Raw genomic sequence first — 14,182 nt, forward strand, 5'->3', positions numbered from 1 at the left:
GCCCGTGCCGGCAGCGGCTATCTAGCGCGCATCGGGCGATTAGCTCAGCGGTAGAGCGCTTCGTTCACATCGAAGATGTCAGCGGTTCAAATCCGTTATCGCCCACCATGATTCCCCCAGCAATTCCAAGAAATCCCTTGTTTTGCTGGGGATAGTCCGCTTTACGGTCACAAACATTGTTACAAAACGGGTCTGTGATGGCTGGGGCGCAACGATACCTCTTGAACCGAAACGGTCGATTCTTCGCCCGGCTGGTGGTGCCGAAAGACCTGCGGCCAGTCGTCGGCAAGACCGAACTGCGCGCGCCCCTCGGGCCGGATCGCCGAACGGCAATGAAGCTGCTGCCCGGTGCGGTGGCATCCCTTCAACATCAGATCGCGCAAGCCGAGCGGGCGGCTATTCCAGCAAACAGCACTGCCACGCCAGCGCGCTATCCCCTCGCCCCTGATCAGATCGCAGCTAGTCACTATGCGCAGCGCCTCGCCTTTGACGACCAGATGCGCAACAGCGCGTCCTATGCCGTCGCCTCGACCATCAGCATTGATGACGGCTATGTCGCCCAGCTTCGCGCGGGCGTGGCCGGGCGTCTGACCGATCAGGAACTGGCCGACCTGATGGGCGCGCGGATCGAGCGTTTCCGCGCGGCTGGCAATCTCGACGCCGCGCCCGGTTCCGATGAATGGCGCACCATCGCGCGCGCTCTCTGTAGTGCCGAACTAGAGGCGCTGGCGCGTGTCGTGGAGCGCGACGAAGGCGACTATACCGGCCAGCCGTCAACCCCTCTGCTGCTGAACGTCAAGCAGCCCGAGAATGAACCAGAACCCGTAAGCCTGTCTAAATTGTGGAATGACTACATCAAAGCGCGCACCGCTGCGGGCTTCATGAAAGACGGCGGTAAGCGCATGGAGCCCGTCAAGGTCAGCCTGCGGAAGTTCCTCGGGCACAACGACGCGCGCCAAGTCTCGAAGAAAAACCTGCTGGACTGGCGCGACCAGTTGCTTGCGACTCTTTCGGCTAAGACGGTTTCGGATATGTATCTCTCTGCCGTCCGTTCTCTTTTCCAATGGGCGCAAGACAATGAGCGCCTGCCCGAGAACCCCGCCGCGACCGTCAAACAGGCCAAGCCCAAGAAGCAGCGCGCCCGCGAGGCAGGATATACTGATGCCGAGGCTATCGCGGTTCTGAAACTGTCGCGGTCGTATGAAGCGAAACCCGATCAATTCGGCTACGTTCGCGAGACAAACGAATCCGTAAATGCCAAGCGATGGGTGCCGATCCTCTGCGCCTTCACGGGCGCGCGCGTGTCCGAAATCACGCAGATGCGGAAGGAGGACGTTCGGCGCGAGGGCGACCGCTGGGTGATCCGCATCACGCCTGACGCCGGCACGATGAAAGCGGGTCATTTCCGCGATGTGCCTTTGCATGAGCAAGTAATCGCGGAGGGGTTTGTTCGGTTCGTGGAACAGGCGAACCACGGCCCATTGTTCCATAACGGCAAAGACCCGACCAAATTCGCGGCCAAGGCGGTGCGCATGACAAACCAAGTCGGAACTTGGCTGCGCGAGACTGGCCTAGTTCCGGCTGGGGTTCAGCCGAATTACGCATGGCGGCATCGGTTCAAGACGCAGGCGCGCGATATGGGCGCTGATATTCGCGTGGTTGATGCGATCCAAGGTCACGCCGGGCGCACCGCCTCGGACGGCTACGGCGACGTTTCGCTGACTGCCAAGGCCCGCGTGATCGACGCGCTACCCAGCTACTGTATTGAATGAAATTCATAACAACATGATCACTTGTAATAATAATCTCGTGTGTTACATTGTAACGCAGGAAGATTTGCGAGTGCCTGTTAATGAGTATCACCAAACGCCTTGCCCGGTTCTTCGGGCAAGGCGTCACCGAACAAAAAGCGGTCACGCTGACCAGCCCCGAGGCTTACGGCCTGTTCGCTGGCCTACCGGTGCGATCCGGCCTCACTGTTACCAGCACCACCGCTCTGCGCGTTCCTGCCGTTGCCGCCGCTGTCGGGCTTATCTCGGAAGCCTGTGGCAACCTACCGTTCAAGCTGCACGACCGCGACGCGCGCGAGGCGCAGAAGGACCATGCCGGCTATGAACTGATCCACGGCGAGGCGAACCCTTGGACCAGCGCCGAGGAACTGCGCGAACATCTGACCCGCGATGCGCTGCTGACCGGCCACGGCTTTGCCCAGGTGGCGCGCAATGGCACCGGCCAGCCCATCGAACTGCACCGGATCGACCCCGGCGCGGTATCGGTCGAAACCGACGACTACGGCGAACCCAGCTATCGCATCCGCCTGAAAGGCGGCGGTGATACCGTGCTGCCCTATACCGATGTGCTGCATATCAGCACCTTGGACGGCGTTAGCCCGATCACCCATGCCAAGGAAGCCATTGGCCTTGCGTTGGCAGCGGAACAGCACCTTGCGAATTGGTATAGCCGCTCCGGGCGTCCGGGCGGCTATCTCTCGACCCCCGAAAAGCTGGGTGCAGATGAAGCCGTTGGCATCCTGAAAGCCTTTCAGGCAGGCCATACCGGCGAAGAAGCCGGGCGCCCGGCGCTGTTTGATAAAGGCGTGACCTATCATGCCGTCGCCACCAGCAACACGGATGCCGAGTTCTATACGAACCGGATTGAGCAAATCCGCGAGATTGCCCGAGCCTTCCGCATCCCGCCCAGCATGATCTTTGAGCTTGAGCGCGGCACTTGGTCAAATGTCGAACAGATGGCGCAACAGTTTCTGACCATGACCCTGCGGCCATGGTTGAAACGCTGGCAGGCCGCTTATGCGCGTGTGCTGCTGTCGCCGGAAGAACGCCGCGCCCTCTATATCGAGGCCGAAACCAAAGACCTGATGACCGTCGATTTTGCGGCACAGGCCACCGCCTATTCGCAATACGTCGCCATGCGCGCCATGACCCCGAACGAGGTCCGGGCCGGGCTGAACCTGCCGCCCATGGCTGGCGGTGATGAACTGGTCAATCCCTTTACCACCAGCGGCACCGCGCCCGCTTCCAATGAGGAAAACCCCGATGAATGACCCCACGCAAAGCCCGCTGGAAATGCTGGCGGCGCTGGAAATCGCCCTGGCACTTGTTAATGCCGGTATCCTGACCGCTGCCGAACTGCGCGCCATGATCGGCCTGCCTGCGAATGACGCCGCATGATCACCGCGACCGCTTTCTTTGGCGACCGGGAACGCCCGTTCACCCTGACCGATCCCATGGTGGAGGAACTGGAAGCCTCGACCGGCACCGGCATTGGCACCCTGTTCCAGCGCCTGACCGCCCATGCCTTCAAGCTGGCCGATCTGGCCGAGGTGATCCGGCTGGGTCTGATCGGCGCAGGCACCAGCCCCGAGGAAGCCGCGCGGCTGGTCAACAGCTACGCCCGCAATCGCCCGGTGGCCGAGGTGCTGCCGCTGGCGACCGCGATTCTTGCCGCCCGCTGGCTGGGCGCGGATGAGGTGCAACATGGCTGACCGGATCGAGGTTAAAGCCCAGCTTACCGCCACCGAGGCCGGCGAGATCACCGGCATTGCGTGGCCGTTCGGCACCCCTGACCGCGTTGGCGACGTGATCGAGAAAGGTGCTTTCGACCAGCCCGAGGCGCTGCCCATGCTGTTCGCCCATGACCAAGGTCAGGTGATCGGCGTCTGGGATTCCATCACCGAGACGCCCGAGGGCTTGACCGTCAAGGGCCGCTTGCTGGTGGACGATGTGGAACGCGCCCGCGAGGTCCGCGCTATGATCCGGGCCGGTGCTGTCTCTGGCCTGTCCATTGGTTTCGTCACCAAGGACGCCACCCGCCACGCCAAGGGCCGCACCATCAAGGCGCTTGCCCTGCATGAAATTTCAGTTGTCGCGGTCCCGTGCCACCCGGACGCGCGCATTCAAACCGTCAAAGGTGGCACCCCTGATCCTGTAAACAGTGAGTATGTTATGGAAGACGCGAACCCGGTCCAAGAGGCCGAAATCAAGACCCCGGCCAATGACGCGCCGCAGATCGACACCAAGGCGCTGAACGGCGTTCTGTCGCGGCTGGACAAGCTGGAAGCCAAGGCGAACCGTCCGGGCGCCCCTGCTGTCGTGCAAGGCGACACCGCCGAGAAAAAGGCATTTGCCAGCTACCTGCGCGGCGGCGAGGCCCGCATGGAAGCAACCGAGGTCAAGGCGCTGGCCGTCGCGAACAACGCGAACGGCGGCTATCTGGTGCCGCCCGAGTTTGGTTCTGAAATCCTGAAACTGCTGACCGAAATGTCGCCGCTGCGGCAGTATGCCAATGTCCAGACCGTCACCGGCAGCGACATCACTTTTCCGACCCTGCTGTCGGGCGTGAATGCGTTCTGGACCGAGGAAGGCTGCGACATGACCGCCAGCGAACCGACCTTTGGTCAGGTCAAGATCGCGAACCACGAGCTTTCCAGCTTCTACGTCGCCAGCAACAAGGTGCTGGAAGATAACGCCTATGATCTGGAAAGCGTGATGAACCGCGAACTGGCCGAGGGCTTCGCCAAGGTGGAAGGGCTGGCCTTTGTCAAAGGCACCGGCACCGGCCAGCCGCGCGGCCTGATGACCGCGACCGGCATTGCCGAGGTCAAGACGGGCGTTGCCGCGAACTTCCCGGCCAGCAATCCCATGGATGTGCTGATCACCATGCAGCACGCCATTCCGTCGTTCCACGCCCGCAGCGCGGTCTGGCTGATGAACCGCAACACGCTCGCGACCATCCGCAAGTTCAAGGACGCGCAGGGCCAGTATCTTGTCACCGATCCGAAAGACGGTGGCGTGCTGCGCCTGCTGGGCAATCCCATCGTGGAAATGCCCGATATGGACAACGTGGCGGCTAGCACCGCGCCCATCATGTTCGGCGATATGTCGGGCTATCGCATCTTTGACCGGGTGGACCTGTCGATTCTGCGCGACCCCTACACGCTGGGCACGAAAGGTCAGGTCCGGTTCATCGCCCGCAAGCGCGTGGGTGCCGACCTGACCCATGCCGACCGCTTTGTGAAGCTGCGCGTGGCGGCCTAACCCCATGACCTTGCAGCCCGCCCATGAAAATACCCTGCGGCACGGCGACTATGCCGTGACGCTGCGGGCGTCTTTGCGGGCTGCTGTCGCCTTGGAGAACCTGCCGGGCGGCATCCCCGGCGCGTGGGATAGCCTCATGCGCCAGACTTATACCGGAATCCGTGCGGTGATCCTCGCCACCGCCACGGATCGGGCAGAGGCGTTTTTCCTCTTGTCGTCGCTGTCCAGCAAGCCGCTTGCGTCCTTCCTTGGTCATGCGCAAGCGGCTTGCCTTGAACTTCTGGTGAACCTGCTGCCCGAACCCGACGAACCCGCACCGGCCAGCACCAGCGCAAAGCCCATGGCCCTGCGCGACTACCTTGCCGAACTGTTCAAATTCGGCACCGCCATTCTGGAATGGCCCCCGTCCGAGGTCTGGCATGCATCCCCTGCCGAGATTGACGCGATCCTGCGCGCCCGCCTCGACCGGCTAGAAGCCATGGAAGCCGCCGCCAATGGCGAGCCGCACAAGCCCGCCATGAGCGCCGAACAGCGCCAAGCCAATGCCGAGGCTGGCCTTGACCCCGAGTTCAACCGCCACGCCCTGCGCGCCCTGAAAGCCCGCCATGGTGCCTAAGCCGCCGCGCCTATGTTCATGCGGCGCAATAGTGCCGCATGGCGTCCTTTGTGCCTGTCAGGTGCAGCGCCAGCTTGAACGCAAGCGCCGCTATGACCGCACCCGGCCAAACAGCCGCCAGCGCGGCTATACGCGGGAATGGGAGAAAGCACGGGCCGAGTTCCTGCGCCTCCATCCCTGCTGCGCCATGTGTGGGGCCGACGCGACCGTAGTTGACCACATCAAGCCCCACAGGGGCGACCAGGCGCTGTTCTGGAACTGGAACAACTGGCAGGCGCTATGCACCGGCTGTCATAGCAGCGTGAAGCAGCGGCAGGAGGTTGATTTTCTTCGAAATCGACGATTAGGCATTGTAAAAATCACGCAACCCTAGAAGTTTTCCTGAATTAGTTCCGAACTGCGATTTTGAAATTATGTAACCAACCGCAGTGCATCTTTGAAATACGACCACTTCTTGATCAACGCCAATATCGAGTAGCGCGCTGAAGTAACTATTCAATCCATCGGTGATCTTATCCGCAGGAGAATCTTGCTCCAACGAATGCTCTTTCCCTCGATAGAACGTCTCAGGAACCTGCGTTCTTTCAATAAAATTCCAAACTGCGGGAAGTTCGGAGGTGCGGGCACAATCCAACTCATACCCAATAATTTCTGAATGATTCTGGAACACATCGCAAAGCGCACCCAGGAATCTACACAGGCAGACCATATCAAAAGCATTGACTTGGTTTTTTATGGTGGTCTGCAAGGCTTGCCCAACGAAGTTGTCAAAGCCATAGCCCGCTCGGTCCGCCGCCTCCAATCTAAATATTTGCCCAGACAACGCTTCGTGACCGAGTTTTGCTGCCTTATAGTAGCACTCTGCGGAATAATCGATATCGTAAGGGCTGACGCCACCCATGCCATTTAGCAGGGCAAGGTTAAAAATGGAACTTACATGATTGGTTGAGGCGGATATTTTCCAGTTCCTATTTGCGCCGTCATTATCGCCTTTTTTTATGCACTCCAAGCCGGCTTTGTAATAATACTCCGGTTGATCTTCTTGAGGTTTTTTGAAGAACCCAAATGCCACTGACTCTCTCCAACATAATGCTCATGCTCGGGCAATGCTGTAGCGACATTGCCGACTATGCGATACTGTCTTTTGGGACAACGTGATAGAGACGACGAGCGCACCAAGCCGGGCCTCCGGGGTATCCCTGAACTTCCGCCCTATCTCGGGAACCGGCGGGGGGAGGCGCACGCAAGAAAGGCGGAATATAACTTTTTCGCTAAGCTTCTCGCGTCTGGACTGCCTGAAGCATCGCTGCGTTGACCTGATCGCGATCGGCGGCAGAGTGCGCGCGACGATGACAGTTCGGGCAAATACCAATCATGGTGCGCGGATCGTCGGGCCCGCCGTCTGTCAGCTTGTGTATGTGGTGGGCTTCGAGATATGGAACCCCGTTGGCGCGAAGGAACGGTGCGGGAGAGCTACAGAACTCGCAGGTCCCGTTTGCCCGTGCAAACACATAGGAGCAGATGAGTTTGCTTCGTTCGTAGACGGTTGTGAGCCTCTGACCTTGCGCTGGAACTGATCGTGAAGCTTCGATGGCGCGTCTTCGCAAATCAGTTAGATCGCCGGCTGTGTCGTCTATCGTTACATCATCGGGAACACCGGCTACCGCTTCGAAAGGACTGAGTTCGAAGACGATCGCGTTGCGCATCCTCCCTTCAGTATCGGGAGCCAACTCCGTGTGAGACGCTTCAAAGATAAACTGGCCCAGATACCGGAGCCCCTGCTTCTGCTTGCGAAAGAGTAAAAGGTCGCGACCCTCTGACGCATGGCTTTGAATAGCGGCGTTCCCGCGAACCATCTGCATGTCGCCCCGTTGGCCCTCTCCAAAGTATTCAAATACTCCATCTTCCCGCAGGCGATCGGCGTATCCGTGTGCATGACCCTCTTCACCGGTGATGATGATGATCGGCAAGCCAGCGCCTGCCGGGGTGATGATGCCGCCCTGCATTTGCCCGCGGAAGCGCGCGTGTATGTCAGCACGACGGTTGTAAACTTGTCCTTTGATAAAACCCCAGGTCATTAAATCCTCCCTTTTGGGATGCCATGTAATCGCGTCTGGAAGGTCGAATCAATAAGAAGCATTTTGAATCATTGAATATTTATTAATGTTATGTTATAACATTGTTATGATCTTTATACTGAGTGCCCCGTTATGCCGATCCCTGCCGCCCTTGTCCGGGCGCACCTGAACTTTCTGCCAGATGAAACTGCCGATGACGCAATCCTGGCCCATTACGGCAACGTGGCCGAGGCATGGGTTGCGTCTTACACCGGCCTGCCCTTTGACCCTGACAATGTGCTGATGTTGCAAGCCGCGCTGATGCTGATCGCGCATCAGTATGAGGCGCGCGAGGCCGTCACCTTTGCCAGCGCATATCAGCTTCCGTTCGGCGTCACCGATCTGCTGGCGGGAATCAAGCGGCAGGTGCTGGGCTATGTGCCCGAACCGGAGGTCTCGACCGATGGCTGATCTGGTGCAAGGCTCTGCCGAACTAACCAAGAAGCTGCAAGCCATGCGCGATGCTGTTGCGCCCGTCCTGCGCCCGGCTCTGGTCAAGGCCGGTGAGGAAGTTGCCGCCGATGCCCGGACGCTGGCCGAGTCCAGCCGCCGCACCGGCGATCTGATCGAAAGTATCCACGTCACCGGCCCCGGCGAAACCACCCCGCCCCATAGCACCGATGGCGGGCAGCGCACCGCAGGCGAATTTGAGGTGCTGGTGACGGCAGGCGATACCGATGCCCGCCACGCGCATCTTGTGGAGGGCGGCACCGCGCCCCGGCTGCACAAGGACGGCACCACCACCGGCACCATGCCAGCACAACCGTTCTTCAACCCGGCGTGGCGCTTGAACCGCAAGCGCATAGAACAGCGCATTAACCGGCTGCTGCGCAAAGCGATCCGCGAGGCCAGCCAATGACGCCCGACATGGAATTGCAACGCGCCGTGCGGCTGGCGCTGATCGCGGCACCGGGCGTTGCCGAGCATATCACGCCCGAGCGCATCCGCACCGGCCTTGCCCGCCCCGAGGCCATGCCGTGTATCATCATGACGCCCGCCGAGGTGCATATCTTCGGCCATGCGTCCGGTGGTCAGGTGGTGGCCGAGGCGTCCTTGAAGCTGCATGTCTGGACCGCTGCCGATCAGGCTGCCGTCGCGCAACAGGTGACGGGTGCGGCAATGCTGGCGCTGATGGATGCACCGCGCCCGGATGGTGCCGAGATTGACCGCTGGGAACGCCCGGTTATGGCGTGGGTGCCTGATCCTGACCCGGCGCTGTCTTGCGCCCATGCGGTAATCAGCCTGCGCGCCGTGCTGCGGTGGAGGCGGTAAGATGCGCGCTGGCAAGCTGCAAAACCGCATCCAGATTGAACGCAACGCGGTGCTGATCGACGATTACGGCAACGTCCGCGAGACATGGTTGCCGGTGCTGACCTGCAAGGCCGAGATCAAGGACGCCACCACGACCGAGTTCCTGACCGGCCCCGGCGAGATGGACAACCGCAAGGCCGTTTTCCTGATCCGCTATCCGCTGGTGGTGCAGATCACCACCGCCGACCGGCTGGTGATGGACGGCAAGGCTTACAATATCGTCGGGCTGGCCGAGATCGGGCGCAGGCGCGGGCTTGAACTGCGGGTGATCGCGGCATGAGCAAGCACCTGCGCGGCGTCAAGCCTGCCCTTGGCCGCGATGCCGAGGCGCTGACCAAGGCACCCCCGGCACCGGCCTATCTGACCAGCCAAGCGAAAGCGGAGTGGCGGCGCGTCCTGCCGCTGCTGGTCGCGCGCGGCGTGATCACCAAGGCCGATATGTCGGGCGTGGAAGCCTATTGCACCGCTGCCGGTGCGGTCCGTCAGATCGCGGAAATCATCAACGCCATGCCGGTGCCTGATCTGAAACTGGCCGGGCTGCAAATCCGCTACATGCAGGCCGCCCGCCAGTTTGCCGCCGAATATGGCCTGACTCCGACCAGCCGCGCCCGCATGGGTGCTGGCGGTGATGGAGACGACGACACCAGCCCGAACCCCTTGGCGATCTGATGGCCCAAAAATCCAGCTTCCCTGCATGGGTCTATGATAACAGCCCGATTCCCGATCCTCTCGGGCATGGCGAACGCGCGGTGCAATTCCTGCGCGCCCTTCGCCATATCAAAAGCACCGCACCGGGCCGCGCCTTCACGCTCTATCCTTGGCAGGAACGGATTATCCGGGCGATCTACGGGCCGCGCGATGCTGATGGCGACCGCATTGTGACGCGGGTTTTCTTCTATATCCCGCGCGGCAACCGCAAGACCACGCTATCGGCGGCGCTGGCGCTGCTGCACCTGATCGGCCCTGAGAAAGTGCCGGGCGGCGAGATCGTCTTTGCTGCTGGCGACAAGCGGCAGGCGTCCATTGCCTTCAAGGAAGCGCGCGAGATGGTGGCGCTGGACCGGCGCTTGATGCAGGCCACCAAGATCATCAACCAGCGCAATGCCGCGCGCGAGATCGAAAGCCTGATCCGGGGCTATGAATCCAAGCTGGAAGTGGTTTCCTCGGACGGATCACGCCAGAACGGCACGACGCCCTCTTTCGTCCTGGCGGATGAAATCCACGCTTGGCAGGAAGCGGCAGGGGCCGAGATGTGGGAGGTGCTGGAATCTGGTATCTCGAAAGGCCGCAACGGGCTGATGGTCACGGCGACGACTGCCGGGCGCGGTGCCACCGGCTTTGCCGCCGATCAGTATGCCTATGCCCGTGCCGTCGCCACCGGGGAAATCTCGGACCCGTCCTTGCTGCCGATCCTGTTTGAGATGCAGGACGGCGACGATTGGACCGATGAGGCGGTTTGGCACCGCTGCAACCCCGGCCTTGCCGATGGTTTCCAAGACCTGAAAGACCTGCGCAACAAAGCACGGCGGGCGCAGAACCTGCCCGCTGCCGGTTATGCGTTCCAGCAATATCACCTGAACAAATGGCAGGGGAACAGCCGCGATCCGCTGTTTGATCTGGCGGTATACGACGCCCGCAAGCTGGATGACGACGAATCCGACCTTGAACAGCTTCCGGCCTATATCGGCGTGGACCTGTCGCAAACCGGCGATCTGTCGTCCGTGTCCATCGCCTTCCGGCATGACGATGGGCAGATCACCTTACGCAACCGCTGTTTCGTGCCTGCCGCCGATCTGAAAGCCAAGGGCGACAAGGACCGCGCGCCCTATCAGGAATGGGCCGACGCCGGGCTGATCGAGGTTTGCCCGGCTGGCATCATTGATGAGAAGCAGGTGGAGGATCATATCCGCGAGCTTTGCGGGCGCTATGACGTGCAAGAAATCGCGGTGGACCCGCATCTTGCCAACAAGCTGATGCAGAACCTTGCCGACGACGCCTTGCCGGTTTTCCAGCACCCGCAATCGGTCATGCAGATGTCGCGGGCTATCGGCGAACTGGTCAAGGCCGTGAATGGCAATCTGATCCGCCATGACGGCGATCCGGTTATGCGCAGCCATTTTGACAACGTGGCCGTTTCCACGAACCCGCAATCCGGGCTGGTGCGGATGCACAAACAGCGCAGCAATGGCCGCATCGACGCGGCTGTTGCCTCAGCCATGGGTGTCAGCCGCGCCCGCATCGCCCATGAACAAGGCGGGCTTTATGCCCGCGACGACATTTTTGACCTGCTAAAAGCAGCGTAACGAGTAAGGATTGAACTATGGCGCTTGATGAAACCGGACTTTTGGTCAAGCTTGAGGCGAATGTCGCCAAATGGGAAAAGGACTTCAACCGGGCGATCACCCAGCAACAGCGCGCATCGCAGCGCATGGAGCGGCTGGCCCGCCAGAACGCCAATAAGATCGCCTCGGAATATGAGGGCATCGGCGGCAGGATCGGCAAAGCCTTCAACGGCATTCCCGCATCGCTGAAAGGGATTGGCGGCGCTTTCCTTGGTGGCGTGGCCGGTGGCATCGCTTTGGGCGGGCTGGATCAGATCGCCACCAGCGTTTCGCAAATCACCAAGGAAACGGCGAACCTGAAAAACGAGGCCAGCCGCGCCGGTATTTCTACGACCGTGTTTCAGGAATGGAAGTTCCTTGCTGATCAGAACCGGATCAGCGTGGACGCCCTGACCGATGGCTTCAAGGAAATGCACCTGCGGGCCGGTGAGTTCTTCCTTGATGGCACCGGGGCCGGTGCCGAGGCATTCAAAAAGCTGGGCTATTCCGCCGAGACGTTGAAAGAGAAGCTGAAAGACCCCTCGGCTTTGATGACCGAGATTCTGGGCAAGCTGAAAGGCTTCGACCAAGCCGGGCGATCCTTTCTCTTGGAGGAAATCTTTGGTGGTGCCGGTGGTGAGCAATTTGGCGCGCTGATCGGCCAAAGCGAGGAAGCCCTGAACGCCACGATTGCCCGTGCGCATGACGTGGGTGCGGTGCTGGACTCGGACATGATCGACAAGGCCGCCGAGATCGACCGCAGGTTTGGCGAACTGACTGCGCGTGTCGAATCCTTCGGCAAGCGCGCGGTGATCGCCATTGCTGACGCTGCGGTGGAACTGGCCGACTTCCGCGATCGGCTGGACGGCATCTTTGACAATGAGGCCGAGGGCCGCGCGATCCTCGGCAATGAGCTTTATGACAGCCTGTCGCGCGACCGTGACGCGGTGGACGCGCAGGCCGAGGCGCTGCGCGATCTTGATGCGCAATATATGCGGCTGGCCGAGGAGGCGACCAGCGCGGGCATGGCGATGCGCGGTGCTATCGGACAGTTGGATAGCTGGGGCTACGGCGATGCCGACGACCAGTTGCGCCGCCTGTCCGCCGAACTGGACGCGGCGCAGCAAGGATTCCGCGACGGCACCATGACCGGCGAGGATTTTGCCGCCAAGCTGGCCGAGATCCAGAAGGAAGCCGACGCGGCCTTTGCCAGCCTCTCGGACGTGGACCGGGCGCAATTCTCGGGCGTCATGTCGCAACTGTCGCGGCTGGGTGGCGTCATTGCCTCTGTCACGGCGCAGGCATCGGCGCTTGTGGGTGAACTGGCAAAGGCTGCGCAGATCGACCCGGCCAGCAAGTCCAGCCAAGCCATGCGCGACCGCCATGCCGCCGAGGCCGCAAGCATGGATTCGCTGAACGCCATGCGCGAGGCGACCGAGCGTTTCAACGCCTCGGAAGCCGCCCGCAACGCGCTGACCAGCGAGGGCGTCAAGTTGGAGCGTGAGAAAGAGGCCGTGCGCAAACGGGCTGCCGAGGCGGGCGCGACCCTGACCGATGCCCAGATCACCAGCGCCGCACAAGCCGCGCTGGATGGCGATGCAGCACGTTCCGCTGCCGATGCCGCCGCGCGATCCTCGGGCGGCTCTGGTGGCCGTTCTGGCGGCTCTGGTGGTGCTGCAAAACTGGATGAGTTTGCCCGCGAGGCCGAGGCGATCCGCGACCGGACGCGGGAACTGGAATTTGAATCTGCTGCCCTGATCGCGGGCGCGGCGGCTGGCAAGTCCTATGGCGATGCCGTTGCCTTCGCATCCGAAAAGGCCAAGCTGCTGTTCGCAGCACAACATGCAGGCAAAGCGATCACGCCCGCCCTGACCGCTGAAATCGACAAGCTGGCGCAAAGCTATGTCGATGCTGGTAATAAGGCCGATCAGGCCGCCGACGCCATGAAGAAGGTGGAGGAATCCGGCCAGAAAGGTGCCGAGACGCTGGCCGATCTGTTCACCGGCATCTTGTCTGGTTCCATGTCAGCCGGTGAGGCGTTGGCCGGGCTGCTGCAACAGATCGCCCAGGCGCAATTCAACCGCGTGTTCATGGGCATGTTTGGCAGCGGCGGCATGTTCGCGGGTGCCGGGCAATGGCTGGGCGGACTGCTGGGGTTTGCCAATGGTGGTTTCACCGGCCACGGCGGCAAGTATGAACCGGCTGGCGTGGTTCATAAGGGTGAGTTCGTTTTCTCGAAAGAGACGGTGCAGCGCATTGGCGCGGGCAATCTCGAACGGCTGCACCAGCGCGCCCGTAAGGGCTATGCCGAGGGCGGGCTGGTCTCTGCTGCGGGAACGGTCGCGAAGGCCGCCAGCGGCTCAGCTAGCGGCTCTGCGAGGGCATCCGCGCCGGTGGTGAACATCACGGGCGGGCCGGTGACGGTGAACGCGACCGGCGGCACCCCGGAACAGAACAGCGACCTTGCCAAGCAGATCGCCCGCGAGTCCGAGGCCAGTTTGCGCGCGCTGGTGCAACAGGAAATGGTGAAGCAAATGCGGCCCGGTGGGCTGATGCGCTAGGAGACTCTGGGAGGCACCCTAGAGCGGCGTGAGGCGCTTCCGGGTGGGTGTGGGCCGGAACGGGGCGTCTTGCGCCTCTCCGGTGCCTTCTAGAGTCTCTGCGCGCGTGGCCGCGTGCTTTACCACCGGGAACGGGTTTCCTTCCCTTCCCCGGGTGGTGATCATTAGACCGCAGGCGGGCGCAGCCCGCCAGCAACGAGCG

16 protein-coding genes and 1 tRNA gene are annotated in these 14,182 nt (G+C 61.5%); 15 read left to right on the forward strand and 2 right to left on the reverse strand.

Annotated features, from left to right (window positions below; all coding sequences use genetic code 11):
- Positions 1-33: 33 nt before the first annotated feature.
- The 8 genes from PARJ55_RS0101385 (at position 34) to PARJ55_RS24430 (ending at position 6,043) form a co-directional block, all read left to right on the forward strand.
- Positions 34-108 (forward strand) — tRNA-Val (locus PARJ55_RS0101385).
- An 89-nt stretch (positions 109-197) separates the two neighbouring features.
- Positions 198-1,772, forward strand: coding sequence for a tyrosine-type recombinase/integrase (locus PARJ55_RS0101390; protein WP_232215646.1), 1,575 nt, complete (start codon positions 198-200; stop codon positions 1,770-1,772).
- A gap of 80 nt (positions 1,773-1,852) precedes the next feature.
- Complete coding sequence (locus PARJ55_RS0101395; RefSeq protein ID WP_028711360.1) at positions 1,853-3,061, forward strand: phage portal protein; 1,209 nt, start codon at positions 1,853-1,855, stop codon at positions 3,059-3,061.
- Positions 3,054-3,188 (forward strand): hypothetical protein, encoded by a 135-nt coding sequence (locus PARJ55_RS24760; protein ID WP_256380861.1) that lies wholly within the window; start codon positions 3,054-3,056, stop codon positions 3,186-3,188. Before PARJ55_RS0101395 ends, PARJ55_RS24760 begins: the two co-directional genes overlap by 8 nt.
- Entirely contained in the window at positions 3,185-3,502 is a 318-nt protein-coding gene (locus PARJ55_RS0101405; RefSeq protein WP_028711361.1) for a gene transfer agent family protein, read from the forward strand. Before PARJ55_RS24760 ends, PARJ55_RS0101405 begins: the two co-directional genes overlap by 4 nt.
- Positions 3,495-5,054, forward strand: coding sequence for a phage major capsid protein (locus tag PARJ55_RS0101410; RefSeq protein WP_028711362.1), 1,560 nt, complete (start codon positions 3,495-3,497; stop codon positions 5,052-5,054). Before PARJ55_RS0101405 ends, PARJ55_RS0101410 begins: the two co-directional genes overlap by 8 nt.
- A gap of 4 nt (positions 5,055-5,058) precedes the next feature.
- Positions 5,059-5,670, forward strand: coding sequence for a phage tail assembly chaperone (locus PARJ55_RS22915; RefSeq protein WP_051416116.1), 612 nt, complete (start codon positions 5,059-5,061; stop codon positions 5,668-5,670).
- Between the two features lie 187 nt (positions 5,671-5,857).
- Positions 5,858-6,043, forward strand: coding sequence for an HNH endonuclease signature motif containing protein (locus PARJ55_RS24430; RefSeq protein WP_232215651.1), 186 nt, complete (start codon positions 5,858-5,860; stop codon positions 6,041-6,043).
- On the opposite strand, the gene PARJ55_RS23800 is transcribed toward PARJ55_RS24430, so the two are convergent.
- Both PARJ55_RS23800 and PARJ55_RS23170 read right to left on the reverse strand, forming a co-directional pair.
- Positions 6,014-6,742 (reverse strand): hypothetical protein, encoded by a 729-nt coding sequence (locus PARJ55_RS23800; RefSeq protein WP_156929401.1) that lies wholly within the window; start codon positions 6,740-6,742, stop codon positions 6,014-6,016. The genes PARJ55_RS24430 and PARJ55_RS23800 overlap by 30 nt on opposite strands.
- A 199-nt stretch (positions 6,743-6,941) precedes the next feature.
- Positions 6,942-7,748, reverse strand: coding sequence for an HNH endonuclease (locus PARJ55_RS23170; protein ID WP_084637752.1), 807 nt, complete (start codon positions 7,746-7,748; stop codon positions 6,942-6,944).
- A gap of 132 nt (positions 7,749-7,880) precedes the next feature.
- Between PARJ55_RS23170 and PARJ55_RS0101425 the strand changes: the two genes are divergently transcribed.
- Genes PARJ55_RS0101425 through PARJ55_RS22920 form a run of 7 tightly spaced genes read left to right on the forward strand, consistent with a single transcriptional unit; the run spans position 7,881 to position 13,980 of the window.
- Entirely contained in the window at positions 7,881-8,198 is a 318-nt protein-coding gene (locus PARJ55_RS0101425; protein WP_084637753.1) for a head-tail connector protein, read from the forward strand.
- Positions 8,191-8,646 (forward strand): HK97-gp10 family putative phage morphogenesis protein, encoded by a 456-nt coding sequence (locus PARJ55_RS0101430; protein ID WP_028711364.1) that lies wholly within the window; start codon positions 8,191-8,193, stop codon positions 8,644-8,646. Before PARJ55_RS0101425 ends, PARJ55_RS0101430 begins: the two co-directional genes overlap by 8 nt.
- The gene (locus tag PARJ55_RS0101435) at positions 8,643-9,059 is read left to right on the forward strand and encodes a DUF3168 domain-containing protein (protein WP_028711365.1); all 417 of its coding nucleotides are present in this window, start codon (positions 8,643-8,645) and stop codon (positions 9,057-9,059) included. The genes PARJ55_RS0101430 and PARJ55_RS0101435 overlap by 4 nt, the downstream gene beginning before the upstream one ends.
- A 1-nt stretch (position 9,060) precedes the next feature.
- On the forward strand, positions 9,061-9,378 hold the full coding sequence (locus PARJ55_RS0101440) for a phage head closure protein (protein ID WP_028711366.1): 318 nt from the start codon (positions 9,061-9,063) through the stop codon (positions 9,376-9,378).
- Positions 9,375-9,767, forward strand: coding sequence for a phage terminase small subunit P27 family (locus PARJ55_RS0101445; RefSeq protein ID WP_028711367.1), 393 nt, complete (start codon positions 9,375-9,377; stop codon positions 9,765-9,767). Before PARJ55_RS0101440 ends, PARJ55_RS0101445 begins: the two co-directional genes overlap by 4 nt.
- A complete protein-coding gene (locus tag PARJ55_RS0101450) occupies positions 9,767-11,401 on the forward strand; it encodes a terminase large subunit (protein ID WP_028711368.1) in 1,635 nt (544 codons plus the stop codon). Before PARJ55_RS0101445 ends, PARJ55_RS0101450 begins: the two co-directional genes overlap by 1 nt.
- Before the next feature lie 17 nt (positions 11,402-11,418).
- A complete protein-coding gene (locus tag PARJ55_RS22920) occupies positions 11,419-13,980 on the forward strand; it encodes a phage tail tape measure protein (protein ID WP_051416118.1) in 2,562 nt (853 codons plus the stop codon).
- Positions 13,981-14,182: the final 202 nt, after the last annotated feature.

It is taken from the genome of Paracoccus sp. J55 (assembly GCF_000513975.1).
Classification (GTDB): Bacteria; Pseudomonadota; Alphaproteobacteria; order Rhodobacterales; family Rhodobacteraceae; genus Paracoccus.

Excerpts from the sequence above, each read along its gene's own strand:
- PARJ55_RS22920 (WP_051416118.1), top strand. The coding sequence starts at position 11,419 with ATGGCGCTTGATGAAACCGGACTTTTGGTCAAGCTTGAGGCGAATGTC.
- PARJ55_RS0101440 (WP_028711366.1), top strand. The coding sequence starts at position 9,061 with ATGCGCGCTGGCAAGCTGCAAAACCGCATCCAGATTGAACGCAACGCG.
- PARJ55_RS0101410 (WP_028711362.1), top strand. The coding sequence starts at position 3,495 with ATGGCTGACCGGATCGAGGTTAAAGCCCAGCTTACCGCCACCGAGGCC.
- PARJ55_RS23170 (WP_084637752.1), bottom strand. The coding sequence starts at position 7,748 with ATGACCTGGGGTTTTATCAAAGGACAAGTTTACAACCGTCGTGCTGAC.
- PARJ55_RS0101405 (WP_028711361.1), top strand. The coding sequence starts at position 3,185 with ATGATCACCGCGACCGCTTTCTTTGGCGACCGGGAACGCCCGTTCACC.
- PARJ55_RS0101395 (WP_028711360.1), top strand. The coding sequence starts at position 1,853 with ATGAGTATCACCAAACGCCTTGCCCGGTTCTTCGGGCAAGGCGTCACC.
- PARJ55_RS24760 (WP_256380861.1), top strand. The coding sequence starts at position 3,054 with ATGAATGACCCCACGCAAAGCCCGCTGGAAATGCTGGCGGCGCTGGAA.
- PARJ55_RS0101450 (WP_028711368.1), top strand. The coding sequence starts at position 9,767 with ATGGCCCAAAAATCCAGCTTCCCTGCATGGGTCTATGATAACAGCCCG.
- PARJ55_RS0101435 (WP_028711365.1), top strand. The coding sequence starts at position 8,643 with ATGACGCCCGACATGGAATTGCAACGCGCCGTGCGGCTGGCGCTGATC.
- PARJ55_RS24430 (WP_232215651.1), top strand. The coding sequence starts at position 5,858 with ATGTGTGGGGCCGACGCGACCGTAGTTGACCACATCAAGCCCCACAGG.
- PARJ55_RS22915 (WP_051416116.1), top strand. The coding sequence starts at position 5,059 with ATGACCTTGCAGCCCGCCCATGAAAATACCCTGCGGCACGGCGACTAT.
- PARJ55_RS0101390 (WP_232215646.1), top strand. The coding sequence starts at position 198 with ATGGCTGGGGCGCAACGATACCTCTTGAACCGAAACGGTCGATTCTTC.
- PARJ55_RS0101430 (WP_028711364.1), top strand. The coding sequence starts at position 8,191 with ATGGCTGATCTGGTGCAAGGCTCTGCCGAACTAACCAAGAAGCTGCAA.
- PARJ55_RS0101445 (WP_028711367.1), top strand. The coding sequence starts at position 9,375 with ATGAGCAAGCACCTGCGCGGCGTCAAGCCTGCCCTTGGCCGCGATGCC.
- PARJ55_RS0101425 (WP_084637753.1), top strand. The coding sequence starts at position 7,881 with ATGCCGATCCCTGCCGCCCTTGTCCGGGCGCACCTGAACTTTCTGCCA.